17 protein-coding genes are annotated in these 18,768 nt (G+C 36.8%); all 17 read left to right on the top strand.

All coding sequences use genetic code 11. The features are described from left to right. Positions 1 to 180: 180 nt before the first annotated feature. The 17 genes from BMZ99_RS13220 to BMZ99_RS13145 all read left to right on the top strand — a co-directional run bounded on the left by BMZ99_RS13220 (position 181) and on the right by BMZ99_RS13145 (position 18,661). On the top strand, positions 181 to 969 hold the full coding sequence (locus tag BMZ99_RS13220) for a 5-deoxy-glucuronate isomerase (RefSeq protein ID WP_090937956.1): 789 nt from the start codon (positions 181 to 183) through the stop codon (positions 967 to 969). A 122-nt stretch (positions 970 to 1,091) separates the two neighbouring features. Continuing rightward, positions 1,092 to 1,988 (top strand): myo-inosose-2 dehydratase, encoded by an 897-nt coding sequence (gene iolE / locus BMZ99_RS13215; RefSeq protein WP_090937953.1) that lies wholly within the window; start codon positions 1,092 to 1,094, stop codon positions 1,986 to 1,988. A gap of 68 nt (positions 1,989 to 2,056) precedes the next feature. After that, positions 2,057 to 3,994, top strand: a complete 1,938-nt coding sequence (gene iolD / locus BMZ99_RS13210; RefSeq protein ID WP_090937950.1) for a 3D-(3,5/4)-trihydroxycyclohexane-1,2-dione acylhydrolase (decyclizing) — start codon at positions 2,057 to 2,059, stop codon at positions 3,992 to 3,994. 223 nt (positions 3,995 to 4,217) lie between these two features. After that, positions 4,218 to 4,415, top strand: a complete 198-nt coding sequence (locus BMZ99_RS13205; protein WP_175490547.1) for a hypothetical protein — start codon at positions 4,218 to 4,220, stop codon at positions 4,413 to 4,415. A gap of 122 nt (positions 4,416 to 4,537) precedes the next feature. Beyond that, positions 4,538 to 5,557 (top strand): LacI family DNA-binding transcriptional regulator, encoded by a 1,020-nt coding sequence (locus BMZ99_RS13200; RefSeq protein WP_090937947.1) that lies wholly within the window; start codon positions 4,538 to 4,540, stop codon positions 5,555 to 5,557. A gap of 295 nt (positions 5,558 to 5,852) precedes the next feature. Then, on the top strand, positions 5,853 to 6,002 hold the full coding sequence (locus BMZ99_RS27385; protein WP_281246797.1) for a hypothetical protein: 150 nt from the start codon (positions 5,853 to 5,855) through the stop codon (positions 6,000 to 6,002). A 504-nt stretch (positions 6,003 to 6,506) separates the two neighbouring features. Next, on the top strand, positions 6,507 to 7,532 hold the full coding sequence (iolG, locus tag BMZ99_RS13190; protein ID WP_090937944.1) for an inositol 2-dehydrogenase: 1,026 nt from the start codon (positions 6,507 to 6,509) through the stop codon (positions 7,530 to 7,532). Positions 7,533 to 7,621: 89 nt separating this feature from the next. Then, entirely contained in the window at positions 7,622 to 8,995 is a 1,374-nt protein-coding gene (locus BMZ99_RS13185) for an MFS transporter (RefSeq protein ID WP_090937941.1), read from the top strand. Positions 8,996 to 9,011: 16 nt separating this feature from the next. Then, the gene (locus BMZ99_RS13180; RefSeq protein ID WP_090937938.1) at positions 9,012 to 9,719 is read left to right on the top strand and encodes a phosphatase; all 708 of its coding nucleotides are present in this window, start codon (positions 9,012 to 9,014) and stop codon (positions 9,717 to 9,719) included. A gap of 272 nt (positions 9,720 to 9,991) precedes the next feature. Then, entirely contained in the window at positions 9,992 to 12,907 is a 2,916-nt protein-coding gene (locus BMZ99_RS13175) for a purple acid phosphatase family protein (protein WP_090937934.1), read from the top strand. Between the two features lie 202 nt (positions 12,908 to 13,109). After that, on the top strand, positions 13,110 to 14,069 hold the full coding sequence (locus BMZ99_RS13170) for a protein-tyrosine phosphatase family protein (protein WP_090937930.1): 960 nt from the start codon (positions 13,110 to 13,112) through the stop codon (positions 14,067 to 14,069). 64 nt (positions 14,070 to 14,133) lie between these two features. Continuing rightward, on the top strand, positions 14,134 to 15,072 hold the full coding sequence (locus tag BMZ99_RS13165) for a phosphatase domain-containing putative toxin (RefSeq protein WP_090937926.1): 939 nt from the start codon (positions 14,134 to 14,136) through the stop codon (positions 15,070 to 15,072). 407 nt (positions 15,073 to 15,479) lie between these two features. After that, the gene (locus BMZ99_RS13160) at positions 15,480 to 16,193 is read left to right on the top strand and encodes a hypothetical protein (protein WP_090937923.1); all 714 of its coding nucleotides are present in this window, start codon (positions 15,480 to 15,482) and stop codon (positions 16,191 to 16,193) included. A 16-nt stretch (positions 16,194 to 16,209) separates the two neighbouring features. Then, the gene (locus BMZ99_RS13155) at positions 16,210 to 16,425 is read left to right on the top strand and encodes a hypothetical protein (protein ID WP_090937920.1); all 216 of its coding nucleotides are present in this window, start codon (positions 16,210 to 16,212) and stop codon (positions 16,423 to 16,425) included. A gap of 62 nt (positions 16,426 to 16,487) precedes the next feature. Continuing rightward, positions 16,488 to 16,664 carry a hypothetical protein gene (locus tag BMZ99_RS26335; RefSeq protein ID WP_175490546.1) on the top strand — a complete coding sequence of 59 codons (177 nt, stop codon included), beginning with the start codon at positions 16,488 to 16,490 and terminating at the stop codon, positions 16,662 to 16,664. 96 nt (positions 16,665 to 16,760) lie between these two features. Beyond that, positions 16,761 to 17,456: a phosphatase domain-containing putative toxin gene (locus BMZ99_RS13150; RefSeq protein ID WP_139214766.1), complete on the top strand. Its 696-nt coding sequence runs from the start codon at positions 16,761 to 16,763 to the stop codon at positions 17,454 to 17,456. Between the two features lie 77 nt (positions 17,457 to 17,533). Further along, on the top strand, positions 17,534 to 18,661 hold the full coding sequence (locus BMZ99_RS13145) for a phytase (RefSeq protein WP_090937914.1): 1,128 nt from the start codon (positions 17,534 to 17,536) through the stop codon (positions 18,659 to 18,661). Positions 18,662 to 18,768 lie beyond the last annotated feature (107 nt).

Raw genomic sequence — 18,768 nt, 5'->3', positions numbered from 1 at the left:
TTGTTGGAAGGTTGGGACATGATTGACTGCTTAGAATTTGGCAGTGCTTCAGCTGCTATGTTGGTGGCTAGCCATAGCTGTTCCGAAGCAATGCCGACGGTTGAGGAAGTAACAGAATTCATCAGAAAAAGCAAAGAGGAACATGGAGAGATGGTAGCAAGAATGTAGGAGGATAACATTATGATTCACAATATAGGTGAGTTAAAATATGGTTTAAATTCATTATGTGAAGTCAATGGAAAAAATAAAGAAATGCTAATGGATATCTGTATTGTAAAGCTCGATAAGGATTCTCGGGAATCCTATTATCAGCAGCATAAAGAAATCGCTATTTTGTTATTAGATGGCAAGATAAAAATAAAATGGTCGGTTAGAGAAGAAGTGATTGAAAGAAGATCTGTATTTGATGAAGACCCTTGGTGCTTGCATGTTCCTAAAGAAACAGAGGTTACTGTAGAATTTTTGGAGGCAAGTGAAATACTCGTTCAATGTACTGAAAATGAGAATGGATTTGCAGCTAAACTATACAGTCCTGCTGACTGTCAAAGTGATATTTTTGGTGAAGGCGTTTGGAATGATGTTGCTAGAAGAGTTGTTAGGACCGTATTTGATTATCGTAATGCCCCTTACTCCAATATGGTTATGGGCGAAGTAATCACCTATCCAGGTAAGTGGTCGAGTTACCCTCCACATCATCATCCTCAGCCAGAAGTGTATTACTATAAATTCAATAAGCCACAGGGATTTGGTTTATGCCTAGTCGGTGAAGATGCTTATAAAATACAAGATAATAGTTTTTTAACAATACCGGGAGGCTTAGTCCACCCCCAAGCATCTGCTCCAGGTTATGCAATGTATTATTGTTGGATGATCAGACATTTGGAAAATAATCCATGGACGGACCGAATTGATGATGAAAAGCATACATGGCTATTAGATCAAAATGTGAAAATATGGCCAGATAAATAATAAAAGTAACAAGCTACAACTAATATTCGCAATATTTTGTATTGGGATGTATTGGTATACTGTACAATCATTGAAGAGATTTGAATGCCAAGGGAAATCAGTTGTGAAGCAGGAGGAAAGGTATGTTTAATAAGGAAACAGTAAAGTTGGGAATTGCACCCATTGCTTGGACGAATGATGATATGCCGGATCTAGGGAAAGAGAATACTTTTGAACAATGTATAAGCGAAATGGCTCTTGCTGGTTTTACTGGCTCAGAAGTTGGTTGTAAATATCCTAAAGATATAAAGGTTCTAAAAAAAGCTCTTGATCTAAGAGGCTTACAAATTGCAAGTGCTTGGTTTAGTGCCTTTTTGACAACAAAGCCATATGAAGATACGGCAAAAGAATTCATTTTACATAGAGATTTTCTCCATGCCATGGGGGCTAAAGTTATTGTAGTATCGGAACAAGGACATAGTATACAAGGAAAGCTGGATATTCCGATATTTACAGGAAAGTATAATTTAAATGATCAAGAGTGGCAAAAATTTGCAGAGGGCTTAAACAAATTAGGTGATTTAGCAAAAGAAAAGGATATGAAATTGGTCTATCACCATCACATGGGAACGGTGGTTCAGACAACAGAAGAAATAGACCGACTTATGAATACGACAGATGAAAACTTGGTGTATTTATTATTTGACTCAGGACATTTAGCATATTCAGGGGAAGACTTTATTTCCATCTTAAAAAAATATATTAACAGAATTAAACATGTTCATTTAAAAGATGTGCGCCCAGAAATGCGAGAGAGAGTTAGAACGGAAAAATTAAGTTTCCTTCAAGGGGTTAGAGCAGGTGCATTTACAGTACCAGGAGATGGATGCATTGATTTTGGACCAATCTTTACGATTTTGTCCGAAAATAAGTACGAGGGATGGCTGTTGGTAGAAGCAGAACAGGATCCAGCAGAAGCAAATGCTTTTGAATATGCGCAAAAGGCTAGAAAGTATATCAAAGAAAAAATAGGATTTTAAAAAATCTATTGATAGATAGATGATTTCGTCACTCAAAAGTAACGAATAATGATAGGCGAGGTGGCATTATGAAAAAAATACGACTAACAGTTGCTCAAGCACTTATAAAATTCCTTAATAACCAATATGTTGAATTTGATGGTGTAGAAAGGAAATTCGTTGCAGGTATCTTCACCATTTTTGGTCACGGTAATGTAATCGGATTAGGGCAGGCATTAGAGCAGGATGCAGGTGATCTAATCGTTCATCAGGGACGGAATGAGCAAGGAATGGCCCATGCAGCTATTGGATTTGCTAAACAAAAATTTAGAAAACAAATATATGCTTGTACCTCATCCGTAGGACCAGGGGCCGCTAATATGGTAACGGCAGCAGCGACTGCTACTGCCAATAGAATTCCTGTATTATTCTTGCCAGGTGATGTATATGCTACCCGGCAGCCAGATCCTGTTCTACAGCAAATTGAACAATTTCATGACTTTTCCATCAGCACAAACGATGCATTTAAAGCAGTAAGCAAATACTGGGATCGAATTTCTCGTCCGGAACAACTCATGACTGCCTGCATCAACGCTATGAGAGTATTAACAGATCCGGCAGACACTGGAGCTGTGACAATCGCTCTGCCTCAGGATGTGCAAGGGGAAGCTTACGATTATCCAGAGTATTTCTTTCAAAAAAGAGTTCACCGAATTGAAAGAAGACCTGCAACGAAAGAAATGATTCAAGATGCAGTTGCCCTTATCTCAAAGAAGAAGAAACCGATTCTAATATGCGGCGGTGGAGTGAAATATGCAGAAGCGGCAGCCGCGTTTAAACTCTTTGCCGAGAAGTTCAATATTCCTTTTGGAGAAACACAAGCTGGTAAGGGAGCAATCATCTGGGATCATGAACTAAATCTTGGCGGAATTGGTGAAACAGGCAGTTTGGCAGCAAATACAATTGCGAAAGAAACAGATCTTGTCATTGGTGTAGGTACGAGGTATACAGACTTTACAACCTCTTCAAAATGGATATTCCAAAATCCAGAGGTAGACTATTTAAATATAAATGTAGCTGCTTTTGATGCTTATAAATTGGATGGCGTAAAAGTGGTCGCTGATGCAAAAGCTGCTTTGGAAGTATTAACGGAAGAATTGGATAAAATAGATTATCAGTCAGACTATGAAACCCAGATAAAAGATGCTAAAGATAAATTGAAGGCAGAAGTAGATCGAGTATATGCTGTGGAATATACAGGTGAAGGTTTTGTACCTGAAATTGACGATCATCTTGACCGTGCCGTCTTAGAAGAATTTAATAAAGTAACTGGTTCCTGCTTAACCCAGTCAAGAGTCTTAGGTGTACTGAATGAACTGCTTGGTGAGACTGATATTATTGTTGGTGCATCTGGAAGCTTGCCGGGAGATTTACAGCGAGTTTGGCGGGCAAAAGGAACGAATACCTATCATATGGAATATGGATTTTCCTGCATGGGATATGAAGTAAATGCAAGCTTGGGTGTGAAATTGGCTGCGCCAGATCAGGAAGTATATACATTTGTTGGTGATGGTTCCTATATGATGCTGCATTCTGAATTGCCGACTTCAATCCAGGAAAGAAAAAAGATCAATGTGATACTATTGGATAATATGACATTTGGCTGTATTAATAATTTACAAATTGGGCACGGAATGGGAAGCTTCGGTACCGAATTTAGATTTAGAGATAAAGTAAGCGGCAAATTAGATGGCGGATTTGTGCCTATTGACTTTGCTATGAACGCAGCTTCTTATGGATGCAAGACGTATACCGTTAAAACAGTAGATGAACTGAAAGCTGCAGTCATTGATTCAAAAAAACAAACGGTTTCTACGCTGATTGATATAAAAGTGCTGCCTAAAACCATGATACATAATTATAAGTCATGGTGGCGAGTTGGTGTTGCTGAAGTGTCTAGCAGCCAAAAGATTCAGGAAGTATATAAAACAATAAGAAAGAATATTGATCAAGCTCGGGAGTATTAACATCAATTAAAAATATTCGCAAGTAGTAAGTCATAAATAATGACCGTTGCTCTAGTAAATCATTTCTAACTACAATTCAAATGACTGGAGAAAATTGTTAATCTTATTTTATGGCTTATGCTTGCTGATATTTAACTCTTAGGATAATGAAATTGATTGATGTTTCATTATAACAGAACGTCCTTAACGTGCCCGAGCTCTTAAAGCGCTGGATATAAGAATAATGGCGCAGGTGATGTTGTTGGTATGCTTGAGTATGCAGGCGATGATCTATCACACGTTATTATTCCAAAAACTTCTAGAAATGAAGTTTGCTCAGCGAGATGATTCCATTGCATCTGTTTCTTTGTTTGGATTTCCAGAAAAAATCTCTTATCAAGGACCTGAAACTCTAGCCAGAATAAAAAAAGAACTATTATAAAGTAAAGTGGTTGTTAAAAACTTTGTGCATTATCAAAATCGCATAGTAAATAACGTCACATGTACTTATTTATGATTTAAAAGTCTAAAGAAAAATCATATAATTCATGTGAGGTGGAGTTTATGCGAGTCACGATTAAATCAGTAGCCGAAGCTGCCAATGTTTCAAGAGGAACAGTAGATAAAGTGTTAAATGACAGACTTGGTGTAAGTGATGAAGTGAGAGAACGTGTTAGAAATGTAGCCAAGGAATTAGGCTATACCGTAAACTTAGTTGGCAAAGCTTTGGCCTTTCAAAAAAATCCTATAAAAATCGGAGTCATTATTTTAGACAAAAAAGATGAGCTATTTAATGAAATTCATAAGGGTGTTCAATTAGCTCGTGATGAATGGAAAGACTCAAGTATTATCATCGAATGCTGTGTAATGCAGAAGGTTGATGTAAATGAGCAATTGAAATACATAAAAGAGCTGGAGCAGAAAAATATTCGAGCTCTTGCATTATCTCCTCTTGATGAAGAGGCAGTAACGAATGAATTAAATAGACTTTCAAAGAAAAATATAAAAATTGTAACCTTTAATACGGACGTTTCTGGTATCAACAAAATGTGCTTTATTGGGCAGGACTTGAAGAAAAGCGGGCGTGTAGCTGGGCAGCTATTCGGAGATTTATTGCCTACTGGCGGAGAGGTAGCAATCATAACAGGACCTGCGAAGATTAAGGCATTGAGGGAACGAAAAGCAGGTTTTGAAGAAGTTATTTTCGCAGAATATCCTGCTATAAGAATTGTTGATACGATAGAGCTTGCCAATGTTACATCTTCCTATGCAAAAACAGTAGAACTTTTAACAGCATATCCGAACCTTAATGGGATTTTTATGACCGGTAGAGGAATCGGAGGCGTTGGAAAAGCCATTCAGAAGCTTAACAAAAAGAATGTGAAATTTATATGCTTTGACTTGCTTCCTGAAACCATTCAGTTAATAAAAGATAAAACAATAGATTTTACGATAACACAAGAGCCCTTAATGCAAGGATATTTGCCCATAAAAATTCTCTTTGAATATTTTTTTCTTAGTAAAATACCAAAAAAAGAATATTTATACACCAAACTTGAGATTAAAATCAGAGAAAATATTTGAAACACCGTTAGAATTGGTAAATGAAAAAATTTACCCTAAAAAGAGCCCGAGCACGTTTGACTTAAAATTAAAAAATAGTTATGTTTTAATCAAGCGACTACTATGGTAAAATCGTCACTGGAATTAGATTTACAATTCTGTGAAAAATATGGCTATGATCTAATCGAAATTAGAACTATGGATAAATTAAAGGATTATCTAAAAATCATAGTATTGAAGAGCTGGCAAATTATTTCAAGACACATAAGATTAAACCATATCTGGCTATAAGGAAATCAAAGAAGAATTGCAGTATATGTGTGAATTTGGACAAAAAATTGGCTATAAAGAAGAGATGGTATCTGTAGAATTATTTAGACCCGAATATTATGAGCTTGAGATAGAAGATGCAATTAAAATTGCCAAAGAAAAAACATTAGCTGTTGTAGAAAAATATTTTTGCTAGCATACAGGTCCTATGTCAGATGTAAGAATTCCCGATCTTGTTGAGGAAAAACCTAACAAGATCGGGGATTTTCTTTACTATAAGTTGCAATGAGGAACTCGTACTATTTTACATTCAAATAAAATGAAAATTTATAATATTAAAATATTCGCATTGACAAAAAATATAAATTATAGTAAATTAATCATAAGTTAATCATAAAGTCATCATAAAACATTAACAAACGACAATTAATTGCGAATAAAAATATAAAATATGATCATGTTGTAATACAGTGTTGATTAAATATACAAAGTATCGATAAATTTGATCGCTGGTATTATTATACTAAATTGGCTTACTTTAAATTTCACTAACACAATTGTTAGAAACATACTTACTATACTTGGTTGGTATGTTGTGTTTAAATTCTTAGATTAATATAATCTCTACCGCTGAAACAACGTTTTAGCAAAAAGATGATATTAACATAATAAATAATAAGTTAAGGAAGGTGGTATCGTTATGGTAAAGGTTGGTATTATTGGAGCAGGGAGAATTGGTAAAGTACATGCAGAAAGTATCTGCAAATATGTCAAGGGAGCAGAGGTAAGATCCATCGCTGATCCATTTTTGGACAAATCTGCAGAACAATGGGCGAAGTCATTAGGCATTCAGAAGATTAGTAAGGATTATCATGATATTTTAGGAGATGAAGAAATAGATGCCGTATTAGTCTGTTCATCAACTGATACCCATTCCCAAATTTCTCTAGATGCGATTAAAGAAGGTAAGCATGTTTTCTGTGAGAAACCTGTTGATCATGATGTAGAAAAAATTAAAGAAGTAATCAAAGCAGTGAAAGGCTCTAAATGTAAATATCAGGTTGGTTTTAACCGTAGATTTGATCATAATTTTAGATCAGCTCGAGAGGCTGTAGCATCAGGTAAAATTGGAACACAGCATGTCATTAAAATTACCTCTCGTGATCCAGAGGCGCCACCTATTGCATATGTAAAAGTATCAGGTGGAATGTTTCTTGACATGACAATTCACGATTTTGATATGGTTCGCTATTTATCAGGCAGTGAGGTAGTAGAAGTCTATGCGATAGGCGGAGTATTAGTGGATTCTGCTATCGGTGAAGCTGGCGATATTGATACAGCAATTATCACAATGAAGTTGGAAAATGGGGCTATGGCTGTAATTGATAATTGTAGGCAGGCCTCTTATGGCTATGACCAACGAGCAGAGATTTTTGGTTCTAAAGGGGCAGTGGCAATTAGTAATGATACATTTTCTACTGCCGTGGTGAGTACTGCTGATGGTGTTATTGCTGAAAAACCACTACATTTCTTTCTTGAAAGGTATATGCAGGCTTATGCTAACGAGATTAGAGAATTTATTGAAGCTATTGAAGAGGATACAGATGTTCCAGTTACAGTGATAGACGGCTTAGAGCCTGTAATTATTGGACTTGCAGCCAAAAAATCTATAGCTGAAAATAGGCCAGTGAAAACTGCAGAAATCAAAAGTGCTTTTGGTTTGTAATACAATTACAGATCAGAAGGAGTAAATAAGTTTAGAATTGCCAAGAAAATAGCTGTTTAATTTCTGATATAAAAAAAGGAGTGGAAAGAATGAACTTATTTAAATGGTTTTTAACTGGTGAAGACAAGCCGCGAATTCAAGATCCTACAGTAGTGGCTAAAATGTTCACTAAGGCTCGACTCCAGGGGCCAACTGCGATGATTATTGGTTATGGTATGTATTATGTAACACGAATGACTCTTGGTGTTGTCAAAAAACCTATGATGACGGAAGCTGGGTTTACTGGAACTGAATTAGGAATTATCGGCTCAGCTATGCTGATAGCGATAGCTTTTGGCAAATGTTTTAATGGATTTATTGCTGATAGATGTAATGTAAAAAAGATCGTGCCACTTGGCTTACTTGGAGCTGCTGTTGTTAATATTATATTAGGATTTACACCTTGGTTTTGGGCATTTGCAATTCTTTGGTTTTTGAATGGCTGGTTTCAATCCATGGGTTCTGCACCTTGCATAGTTTCCTTGACCCAATGGTTTTCAAAGCGTGAAGTAGCAACGCAATATGGTATATTTAGTATTGCCCATTATATTGGTGAGGGTGCAACCTTTGTCGGTACCGCATTATTAGTCGTTGCTTTTGGATGGAAATCAGCATTTTATATTCCTGGGTTAGTTTGCCTGTTTCTTGCTTTTATTATGTATAAATTTATGTATGATCGTCCACAGGCTTATGGTTTACCTTCAGCTAATGAGTTTAAAGGCGAAGATATCGAAGTGAAGAAAGAAAAGAGCAAAACAACCAAGGAAGCCCAACTGGAAGTAATAAAAAATCCGTACGTGTGGTTGATTGCTTTCAGCGCTACTTTTATGGGGATTGCTCGTTACTCAATGAATAGTTGGGGAGTGGTTTTTCTACAAGAATGCAAGGCCTATGATTTAGTATCAGCGGGCAGCGTGCTAGCAATGGTACCTCTAATGGGCGGCGTAGGATCATTCCTTTCTGGTTACATTTCTGACAAAATATTTAAATCGAATCATGCATTAACTACTATTGTCTTTGGATTAGTAATGCTTGGGGGAATTGTAGGGTTTTGTTACACTCCACCTGGACATCAGATGTTAGATACAATATATGCCTCTATTTTTGGTTTTGGGTTAGGCGTTATATTATGCTTTATCGGCGGTATGCTAGCAGTAGATCTTTGTTCCCAAAAAGCTGCTGGTGCTGCGATGGGAACCGTTGGATTATTGGCCTACGGTGGCGCAGCTCTGCAGGATGTCCTTAATGGTGTGATGATGGATGCTAGTAAACTTGTTGTAAATGGTAAAGTTACTTATAATTTCGATAATCTTATTATATTTTGGATGGGTTCTGTTGCAATTATGGTATTGATGATAATACCAGTATTGTGGGCTAAGAAGAAGGAAAAGACGATAGACGAATCCTTAAACTGTAATAGTTAATTTGAGGTAAACATAGATGAAATTAATTGCTGATTTGCATACGCATACCCTTGCCTGCCGACATGGATTTAGTACAGTAACCGAAGTGATTCGTGCTGCGGCTAACTGTAAGCTGCAAGCAGTGGCTTTGACAGAACATGGCCCAGGGTATCCAGGAAGTGTTGGTCACGCTTATTTTAATACTTATCGTGATATTCCTTCAGAAATGTTTGGAATATCTGTATTGAAAGGGTGCGAAGCCAATATCATGAATTTTGCTGGGGAATTGGATTTTGATGAAAAACTTTTGTCTCAATTGGATATAGTCATTGCCAGTTGCCACAAAGAGGTTACACCGGTAGGTACGATGGAACAAAATACTGCAATGTATATCGGAGCAATTCAAAATCCGTATGTGGATATTATTGGTCATCCAGATTTTCCTCTGTATCCTATAGATGTCGAAGCGGTAGTTCAAGCTGCAGCTGAAAGTGGGGTTGCGCTGGAAATTAATAATAGTTCCCCAGCAGCTCGCCCAGGTAGTGAAGGCATGTGTGCCGAGATTATTTGTAGTGCCAAGCGTCATAGGGCTAAACTAGCAGTCGGTTCGGATGCACATTATCATCTGGTAGTAGGAAATTTTGAGTATGCATATAAGATGCTTAGTAAATATGACTACCCCTTAGAGAAAGTAATCAACTCTTCTATGGACAAGCTCCAATCTCATCTTAATCGTAATCGGTAAGGTGTACTCAATATTTTTACTATAGCGGTACAGTCTAATATATGATAATTTCTAAGATGCAGAAAACTGCATCTTAGAAATTACTAAAAATAATGAATCGCTAGATAATGGAGCAGAAATAAAGTTTTTTATAAATTGACTATTTGCACAGAACTATTTACAATTTCCTCACATGGTTATTAGGTAGACTGTGTTATTTTATGCATCTCTATGACTCTCATTTAAAATAGCAATTTGAGAAATCAGAGGACGGCGGCAAGAGGGGGAAGAAGATGAGGCGTTCAGGCACTATTTTAAATGGTCCGTATTTATTAGCACCGACAACAAATCACATAACAGTTGCTTGGGAAACGGATTTGCCGATTGATTCCATCATATGGTATGGAACTAAGGGACAGTTAGATAATAGTCTGGTTGTGAAGTGTGAAAGAGGGACTCCTTGGAAGGATAATCCGGAAGGACTTTGTATGTATCGAGCAGTCCTTACAAATCTTAAGGCTGGCATGATGTATGCTTATAAGGTTGCATTGGAATCAGGTGAAATAAAAGAAGGCTGCTTTAAGACACTGCGTGATAATCCAGGAGAAATTCGAATTTTTACCTTAAGTGATTCCCATTTATTTAGAATAAGCCAGGAGTTTACTGATGTTGTATTACAAAATAGACCCGATTTTATTATCCATTCCGGGGATATATCCTTGGCGACAGGCTATCAAAAGGATGAATACTCTACGAATTGGTTTCATAAAGCCCATTTTCTAAATGAAATTCCCGCGATTTATGCATTCGGAAATCATGACATTAGTCCATATTATGATGATTTTTTTATGGGTGTACAACAAAAGGTCTATCATACGGATAAAACTGGTCACAATATTTCATTTACCTATGGAAATACCCATATTGTGTTTTTAGACAGCAACCCATGGGGACTCTTTGAAATGAACGCTGTAAACTCGGGGTTGCCTGTTGATGAAGGTACAAGCAGTAAGATTGACATTACATTAAAATGGCTTACTGACGATTTAAAATCGTCAGAGGCTCAAGAGGCAATGTGGAGAATCTTAGTGCTGCACCATCCTTATACAGATGATTTCACCAATAAGCATATTGTTACTATCGCAGAAAACTATAATGTAAATTTAGTAATATCAGGACATCTGCATTATTATATTAAAAATGTTTCTGTTAATCCTAAAATTGGGGCAAAAACTGTTTATATAAGCCAAGGAAGTGCTCAAGATTATGGAGTTGGATTGGATTCTGGAAACGCAGACGAAAGAATCTTGTCAAACTTTCCAGAAGTAATTGCCACAGGTCAAGCAAATTATGGATGTATTACGATTACGAAGGATGCTTTAAGCTTTAAAAGCTATGGATTTCAAGAGGATTTAGTTGATAGCAAGCTTGTTGATGAAGTAATTCTTGCAGCAGAAGAATCTCAAATTGTTGTATCTCAAATAGTGATTAGCGCTGATGACACAAAAGGAATTGTAACAATTGAAGGTTACGCTAAAAATGAAGGACGTGGACTGGCAGTTGTAGCGCTTGCAATATTGGATAACGGCAAGGAAATTATGCGAAATTTATTTGGTGTCAAAGGCAAGGAACGTGTTGTGGCTTTAAATCCAGGAGAAGCAAGAAAGATTCATACCGAGTATACAATTATGGAACCAGGGAGACATATCATAACCGTTAATAATACTACGCAGTTGATTGATATTGTACCCTCATCCTCAATTGTCTTTGAAAATTTAAGATCTATGACTGGTCAGGGAAAGGCTTCAAATATTATTTTTACGACCGTTGAAATCATGAATAATCAAGATTGCAGCACTATAATGGATATTGATTTGTACATAGACGATCGAATTGTACTCACTCAAAAAGCAGAATTACAGTCTTGTGAGAAAAAAAATGTAGACTTCACTTATCGAGCAGTAAAAGGTGGAAACTATAAAGTTGCTGTAGGGGGTCTAGAAACTAAAATTACAGTTGAGGGAACTTTAAAAGGGATACCGATTATTAAAGATTTATCTGGAAAAGGCAATCATGCTTTTCTTAGAGGTACACCTAGACTAATCGCTGATAGTGATAGGTCTGCGCTATGTCTTGATAAAGATGGAGATTATATTGAAATACCTGATAGCGAAACCTTGCATGTAAAGGATGGATATACTGGCATTGTCTGGGCTAATCTCAATCGATTGGCTGCAGAAGATGAAATGGGGCATAACCCACTGATGGTAAAAGGGATTTCTACTGGCTGGGGAGCTACCTATTTACTACGAATGTGCGTGGAGAGAAATGGTAAAATCAAGTGGGGGACATGCTATGGAATTACGGAATACTCTTGGCAAGGGGGAAAGGCAAGTGTAGGCGATTGGGTTCAATATAGTTCTACTTTTGATAAGAAAACCGGCGGAGCATCTTATTGCAATAAAGAAAAGGTTGCAGAAACGATTGGCATTCCAATGGGCGAACCGCTCCGCAATTGGGAAGGGCTGCCACTCTTTGTAGGATATTCTTATATTGGACATATCATAAAAGAGATTGGCAGACCTAAATATTTCACACATCTTTCAGCAAAGATTAGTCAGATTCGTTTTTATAAAACAAAGCTTTCAGAAAGTGAAATTAAAGATATTTATGATCATCCCAATCAAGTGGGATCAAATGGTAATGACTTAGCTGTTTGGTTAAACTTTCGGGATATAGAGACAAGGGGCATACACAAAACTGAATGGCGAAGACCAGTAATGTTTTATCCTTCTTATAAAACTGAGAAACAGCTATGGGGATTTAAGACGCTTAGTATTGATGCAACAATACCAGAAAAGACCTGTTTAAAAGTGGTCATACAGGTTTCTGATGATGAAGAAAGTGTAAAAGATTCTATAGAAACAGAGCTAATGAATGGTAAACAGACAATTGATATATCTGTTTTATTAAAAGCACAGTTTATAAGGATAGTAACAGAGTTTAATTCTTCTGTTACTCCAGAGGGGACTTATACTCCTGAATTACATGAATATAAAATAGGAGCCCTTTTGGGCCAGGTCATATCATGTATAACTTGGGGAACACGAGCTGATTGGGAAAATGGTGATAGTAATGGTGCCGTTGGCTTTGAACCTTTGAATAGGACTAAGGTTTTTGATGAATATACCGATGTAATACATGGTTAACGGATTCATCATTGCTGAATCATTTTAATCGTAGATATTTGATATGATTGGAAACTTAGCAGGTTTGGCTTGTATAAGCCTGCCAAATTATAAAAGACGGAATATTTCGTTTTTTTAAAACGGGGAAACGTGAAAGGAGGGGATTGACAGAAAATAACAGGGCCTTTATATACTAAAATAAGTCTGAACAGGAGGTTTTTTCATGAAAAGGACATTAGGTAGTAAAAATCTATTTTTAGCACTATTGGTAACGTTATTATTACTTTGTCAAGCGTCATTGATGGCGATTGCTAATGAGGCTCCCAAAGGGCCCGTTCTGAAAGTGGATCGTCAGGATATTTCACAGCTGCCAAGAAATTTTAGAATCACAAATGATCCATTTAAAGGTACTTTGAAAGATGGCAGCATACCTTCTAGAGTTGGTATGGATAAAGTAAGGGCATCAGCAAGCAGTATATTTTCGGAAAAGGAATTTGAACAAGTTCTAGCAAAGCTCCCTGTTCTTAGTAAAAACGTGATTGTCTTGGATTTGCGCCAAGAGTCTCACGGATATTTGAACGGAACAGCTGTAAGTTGGTTTTTACCGAACAACTGGGGAAATGATGGCAAGAACCTTGAAGAAGTTACTAAAATTGAGCGTGCACAACTTGATAAAGCGTTAGCTAGTTCTCCGACCACAGTATTCAATTTTGATGATAATAAGAATGTCCTTACAACTAGTTACCAAATGGACGTGACAAGTGCGCGTTCGGAAGAGGAAATGGTTAAGGATCACGGTGCAGGATATTATCGTCTTGCTTTATCGGATCATTTTCGTCCAGAAGATAAAGATGTAGATACCTTTATTGAATGGTATAAGAAACTGCCTAAAGATGCCTGGCTGCATATTCACTGTTTCGCTGGTATGGGGCGTACTACTGTCTTTATGAATATGGTGGATATATTACAAAATGCTAAGCAAGTCAGCTTTAATGATATTGTCGGTCGCCAGGGACTGATTGGTACTGTTGATCTTCGCGATATTGACGGTAAACTAAACTGGAAGCGTAAAGCTTACATTGAACGCTTGCAATTTACGAAACACTTTTATGAGTATGTAAAACAAAGTCCTAAGGATTTTTCAGTCAAGTATTCCGAGTGGGCCAAAAAGCATGATTATTAATGCACGGCAAGCAGTTTTTGCAACTAAAAATGAATAAAAAATAAGTGGAGCGAGGAACCAAAAAATGGCAAATGGTAAATTAGCTTTAGCTATTCTCTTAACCATAACAATGCTTCTGCAAGCACCGTTTTTAACATTAGCCGCTGAGCCTGCACCTGGAGTAATGATTTTGAAGGTTGACAGGGAGGATAAATTGCAATTGCCTAAGGACTTTAGAATAGCAAGTGACGCTTTTAAACAGTTAGGTACGGATGTTACCATGCCTTCAAGAGTTGGTATGGACAAGCTAAATCTATCAGGCAGTAGTTATTATTCTCAATTAGAATTTGCAGAGATGCTGACAAAATTGCCTAAAGATCGGCTAGTGATCTTGGATTTGCGTCTAGAGCCTCATGGCTATTTAGATGGTATGGGGGTAAGTTGGTACAGTGCTTATAAAAGGGCTAATTGGGGTAAAAGTTCTGCCGAATTGGACATAATCGAAAGAAATTTCTTGAATAGCACATTAGCTGGTCCAGTTGAAGTCGCTCGTCTTGATTCTGAGAAATCTGTTGCTTCTAAGACTGAACTACATGTTACCCATGCGCTTACGGAAGGCGATTTAGCAGAGCTGTTTGGAGTCAAATATTTTCGTATTCACGTTGCCGATTATACGAAACCAACGGATGAAAATGTGGATCAATTCCTAAGTTTCTATCAGAAACTTCCGAAGGATGCCTGGCTGCATTTACACTGTGAAGCGGGTGAAGGACGTACTACAGTGTTTATGGCAATGGTCGATATGCTCCATAATGCCAAAGAAGTTAGCTACGACGATATTATGTCCCGCCAATGGTTGATTGGCGGCCAAGATATTCGGAAATCAACGTCAAAAGATCCGCTAAAAAAAGTAGGTTATGCGGAGCGTGCTGTATTTACGAAGCATTTTTATGACTATGTGGTACAAAGGCCTGATGATTCTATGACTTGGACTGAATGGGCAAAGCAGCATAAATACAATTGAAGAATTTAACTGGTAAAATATAAAACATTGTTATTCTGCTAAGGAGGTGAGATCAAAAAAATATATACAAAGCATTAAAATCTAGAAAAGGAGTTGTTATTGAGAAACTGTTAGATTTGAATCAAGTAATGGAAAAAGCCCTCGAACTGGGAGTCATAGAGCAGCAACTCTATCCCAGTCGAGGACCTTATCCATATAGAAACCAATATAATAATACTATTTATTGAGAAGATAGTAAAGAAGTATAAGTTATTTTTAAGTATAGTGGTGATTTTGTCTGCCATACTTTAATTTTACCAAGGAGTTTATTGAGTAGGATAACATAATAACATGACGGAATTTTTTATAGTTTACATGTTCTTTAGAATGAATGATTACTATTTTTAAAAAGGTGGAGGAATGAATACGTGAATAGAAAGATGATCACCGCTGTTGTAGTGGCAGCGATTGTGATGTCAACCGTCCAGGTGTATGCTAGTGCTGGTCCTATTAAAATAACAGGATCGACCAAGACCGGATATGAACGTACTGAAGACAATGAATATAAGTCCAAGAGCGAAATCAAGGTATATATGACTAGCGAGCTTGATGATAAAACTACGGTAGGGCTTGATTTAAAATTCAAGAATTCGAACAATAATACAGCTAACTCAGAGTCAAACTCCATTACACTTTATGACGTGTGGGTAGAAAGCAAGCTAAGGGATACTATGGCACTCCGTCTTGGCAGTCAACCGATTGAAATAGGTAAAGGTTTATGGATGTCTGCTAATGGTGTAACGGGTGCTATGTTATCTGCGAAACTTAATAAATCGAACTCAATTAGAGTATTTGCTGGCCGGGATCAGCAGGAAGATACGGTCTATGATGCCAAGAGCCGTACTAAAATAAACTTTACTAGTGAAATACAATACTTGGCTTGGGACAATGCTTTTGAAAAGGGGGTTGGAGGTATTTATTTTGGAAAGCAAGACAAGGATAACTATGCAGCTGTACATGGCAAGTATCAATTTTCTCCACGAACGACAATAAGCAGTGAATATATAAATAATAGTCAGCAAGACAAAAGCCTATGTAGTCGAAGTAGAAAATGGCAGTACAAAAAAGGTTGGCGATTTTAAGTATACTCTATCTTACATGAATGCTGATGCAGGCATTTTTAGAGATGGCAATTATACAGATTATGATGACCAGTATACTGAGAATGGATTTAAAGGAGTTGGCGCAGCAATTTCTTATAAAGTATCTAAAGCAGGCACCCTCACATTTGAAAAATGGTGGGGAGAGAAGACGGCTGCTGCAGATCATGGAACGTTCATTTGCTCGTCGCTCAAACTGAGCACTAAATTCTGATTGATAATCAGATAAGATTTTTAAATTTTTCATTCTATTGCCATTATAGAGGAGGAGTTATTTTGAAAAAATTTATACCATTTGTATTAATGTTAACCATGTTACTTGCTTGTCAATCAATTCTATTTGCTGCTGAACCAGCAACGCAGACTGTGGAGGAAAAGCCCATCTGGCGAATTGACAATAAAAACATCTCCACGATGCCAAAAAATTTTAGGATGGCAAATGATCCATTTTAAAATAAAAAAATAAAAGGGGAATTGCCATCAAGGATCGGTTTGGATACTCTGCATATTTCAGGGAGCTCTGAATTTTCCTATGCATCTTATGACAAAATGTTAGAAAAAATAAAGTCAGTAACGTCTGGTCCGATTTACATAGTTGATTTACGTCAGGAATCTCATGGTTTTGTAAATGGTATTGGGGTAAGTGCATATATTAGCCGTGATTGGGTAAATGTAGGTAAATCAGTGGCTCAAGTTGAAAAAGATGAAAAAGCATGGTTAAGATCTGCATTAAAGTCTCCTATAGAAATCTCAGAATTAGATGATGATAAAAAACCCTATGAAACTTATAAAATAGCAGTTGATAATGCACTCACCGAAAAGGAATTTGTTACTTCTCGTGGGCAAAATTACTTAAGAATTCAAGCCACTGACCACTCTTCATTTACAAATGAACAAGTAAATGATTTTGTGAAGTTTTACAAGAAATTACCTCAAAATGCTTGGCTGCATTTCCATTGTATGGCTGGTGAAGGACGTACCACCCAAATTATGGTGATGTATGACATTCTTCGGAACGGGAAGCAGGTTAGTTTCGAGGACATTGTAAATCGTCAATATTTGCTTGGCGGAAATAATGCTACAAAAATAACTGTATCTAATGAAAAAGATGCCTATAAGGTACCGCTATATAAGGAAAAGGTTAAACTTTTAAAAATGTTTTATGAATATGTAACAACAAGCCCTGATGATTTGCCGATAAGCTGGTCAAAATGGATTAAAGAACACAATCATATACAAGAATAACATCTGCCTCCCCTTACTCCACAGTAGATAAAAAAATGCTGGTTGAAATAAAAGAATACAATGAGGTGATATTTATAATGAAAGCATGTAGAAAGATATATGCAGCTTTATTGGCTGCTTCCTTTATAGGGTTTGGCTGGGGAGGTTGCAATATTTCAGAAGCAGCAAAAAATTATCACGATGTTGCTGTTCAGGCAGACTATGAAACGGATGCTGTTGTATCAGGTCATGATGCGGCAGATGATCCTGCGATATGGGTTCATCCCCAAAACCCTTCTAAGAGTACTATTATTGCGACCAATAAGCAGGGGGGGCTTCTTGTTTATGATTTAAAAGGTAAAGAATTATATAATGTTAAAGCTGGAAAGCCGAATAATGTTGATGTACGCTACAATTTTCCTCTTGGAAAGGAAAAAGTTGATATTGCTGCTGCTACTGATAGAGCTCAAAATAATGGACTGATTATTTATAAGATTAATTCTGAAACAGGTGAACTGACGAATATTGCTGCAAGAAATCTATTTGCAAAAATGAAAGTCGTATATGGTTTTTCTCTATATCATAGTTTGAAAACTGATAAATACTATGCGCTTATATCTGGCTATGAAGGTGAATTTGAGCAATATGAGCTCTTTGATAACGGAGAGGGAAAAATTGATGCTAAACTTGTTCGTTCTTTAAACATCGGCAGTATTTCTGAAGGTTTAGTAGCTGATGATGAATATGGTTGCTTCTATATTTCTGAAGAAAATGTTGGAATCTGGAAATATGGTGCTGAGCCTGATGCAGGAGCTAAGCGTGTTCAGGTTGATTCTGTCGGCGCTGGTCATTTAATTGCAGATGTTGAAGGTTTAACAATCTATTATGCGCGTAACGGAAAAGGGCACTTAATAGCCTCTAGTCAAGGAAATAACAGTTATAATATCTATGATCGAAGAGGAATGAATTCATACATTGGCAGTTTTTCCATTGATGATGGTAAAGTTGATGGAACCAATGATACAGACGGCATTGATGTTATCAGTTTTAACCTGGGTAAGGAATTTCCAAATGGTCTATTGATTGCTCAGGATGGTGAAAATATGAATGGTACTGAGAAATTAAACCAAAACTTTAAAATAATAAGATGGGAAAAAATTGTCCAAGCTGTTTCTGGTGTAGAGCTGGATAACACAGTGAATCCGCGTAAATTGAAAAAGCAATAACTATACCAAGCTCCCTTGAAGTTATTTTAATTTCAAGGGACAAATTCTAATATATCATTTTTCTGTGTCGCTTTAAATTTACAGTAGATAGCAACTAAGAGTTGACG

Source organism: Pelosinus propionicus DSM 13327 (assembly GCF_900114615.1).
Lineage (GTDB): Bacteria > Bacillota > Negativicutes > DSM-13327 > DSM-13327 > Pelosinus > Pelosinus propionicus.
The sequence above is the reverse complement of the archived record's forward strand: the minus strand, read 5'-3'. Positions and strand labels throughout refer to the sequence as shown.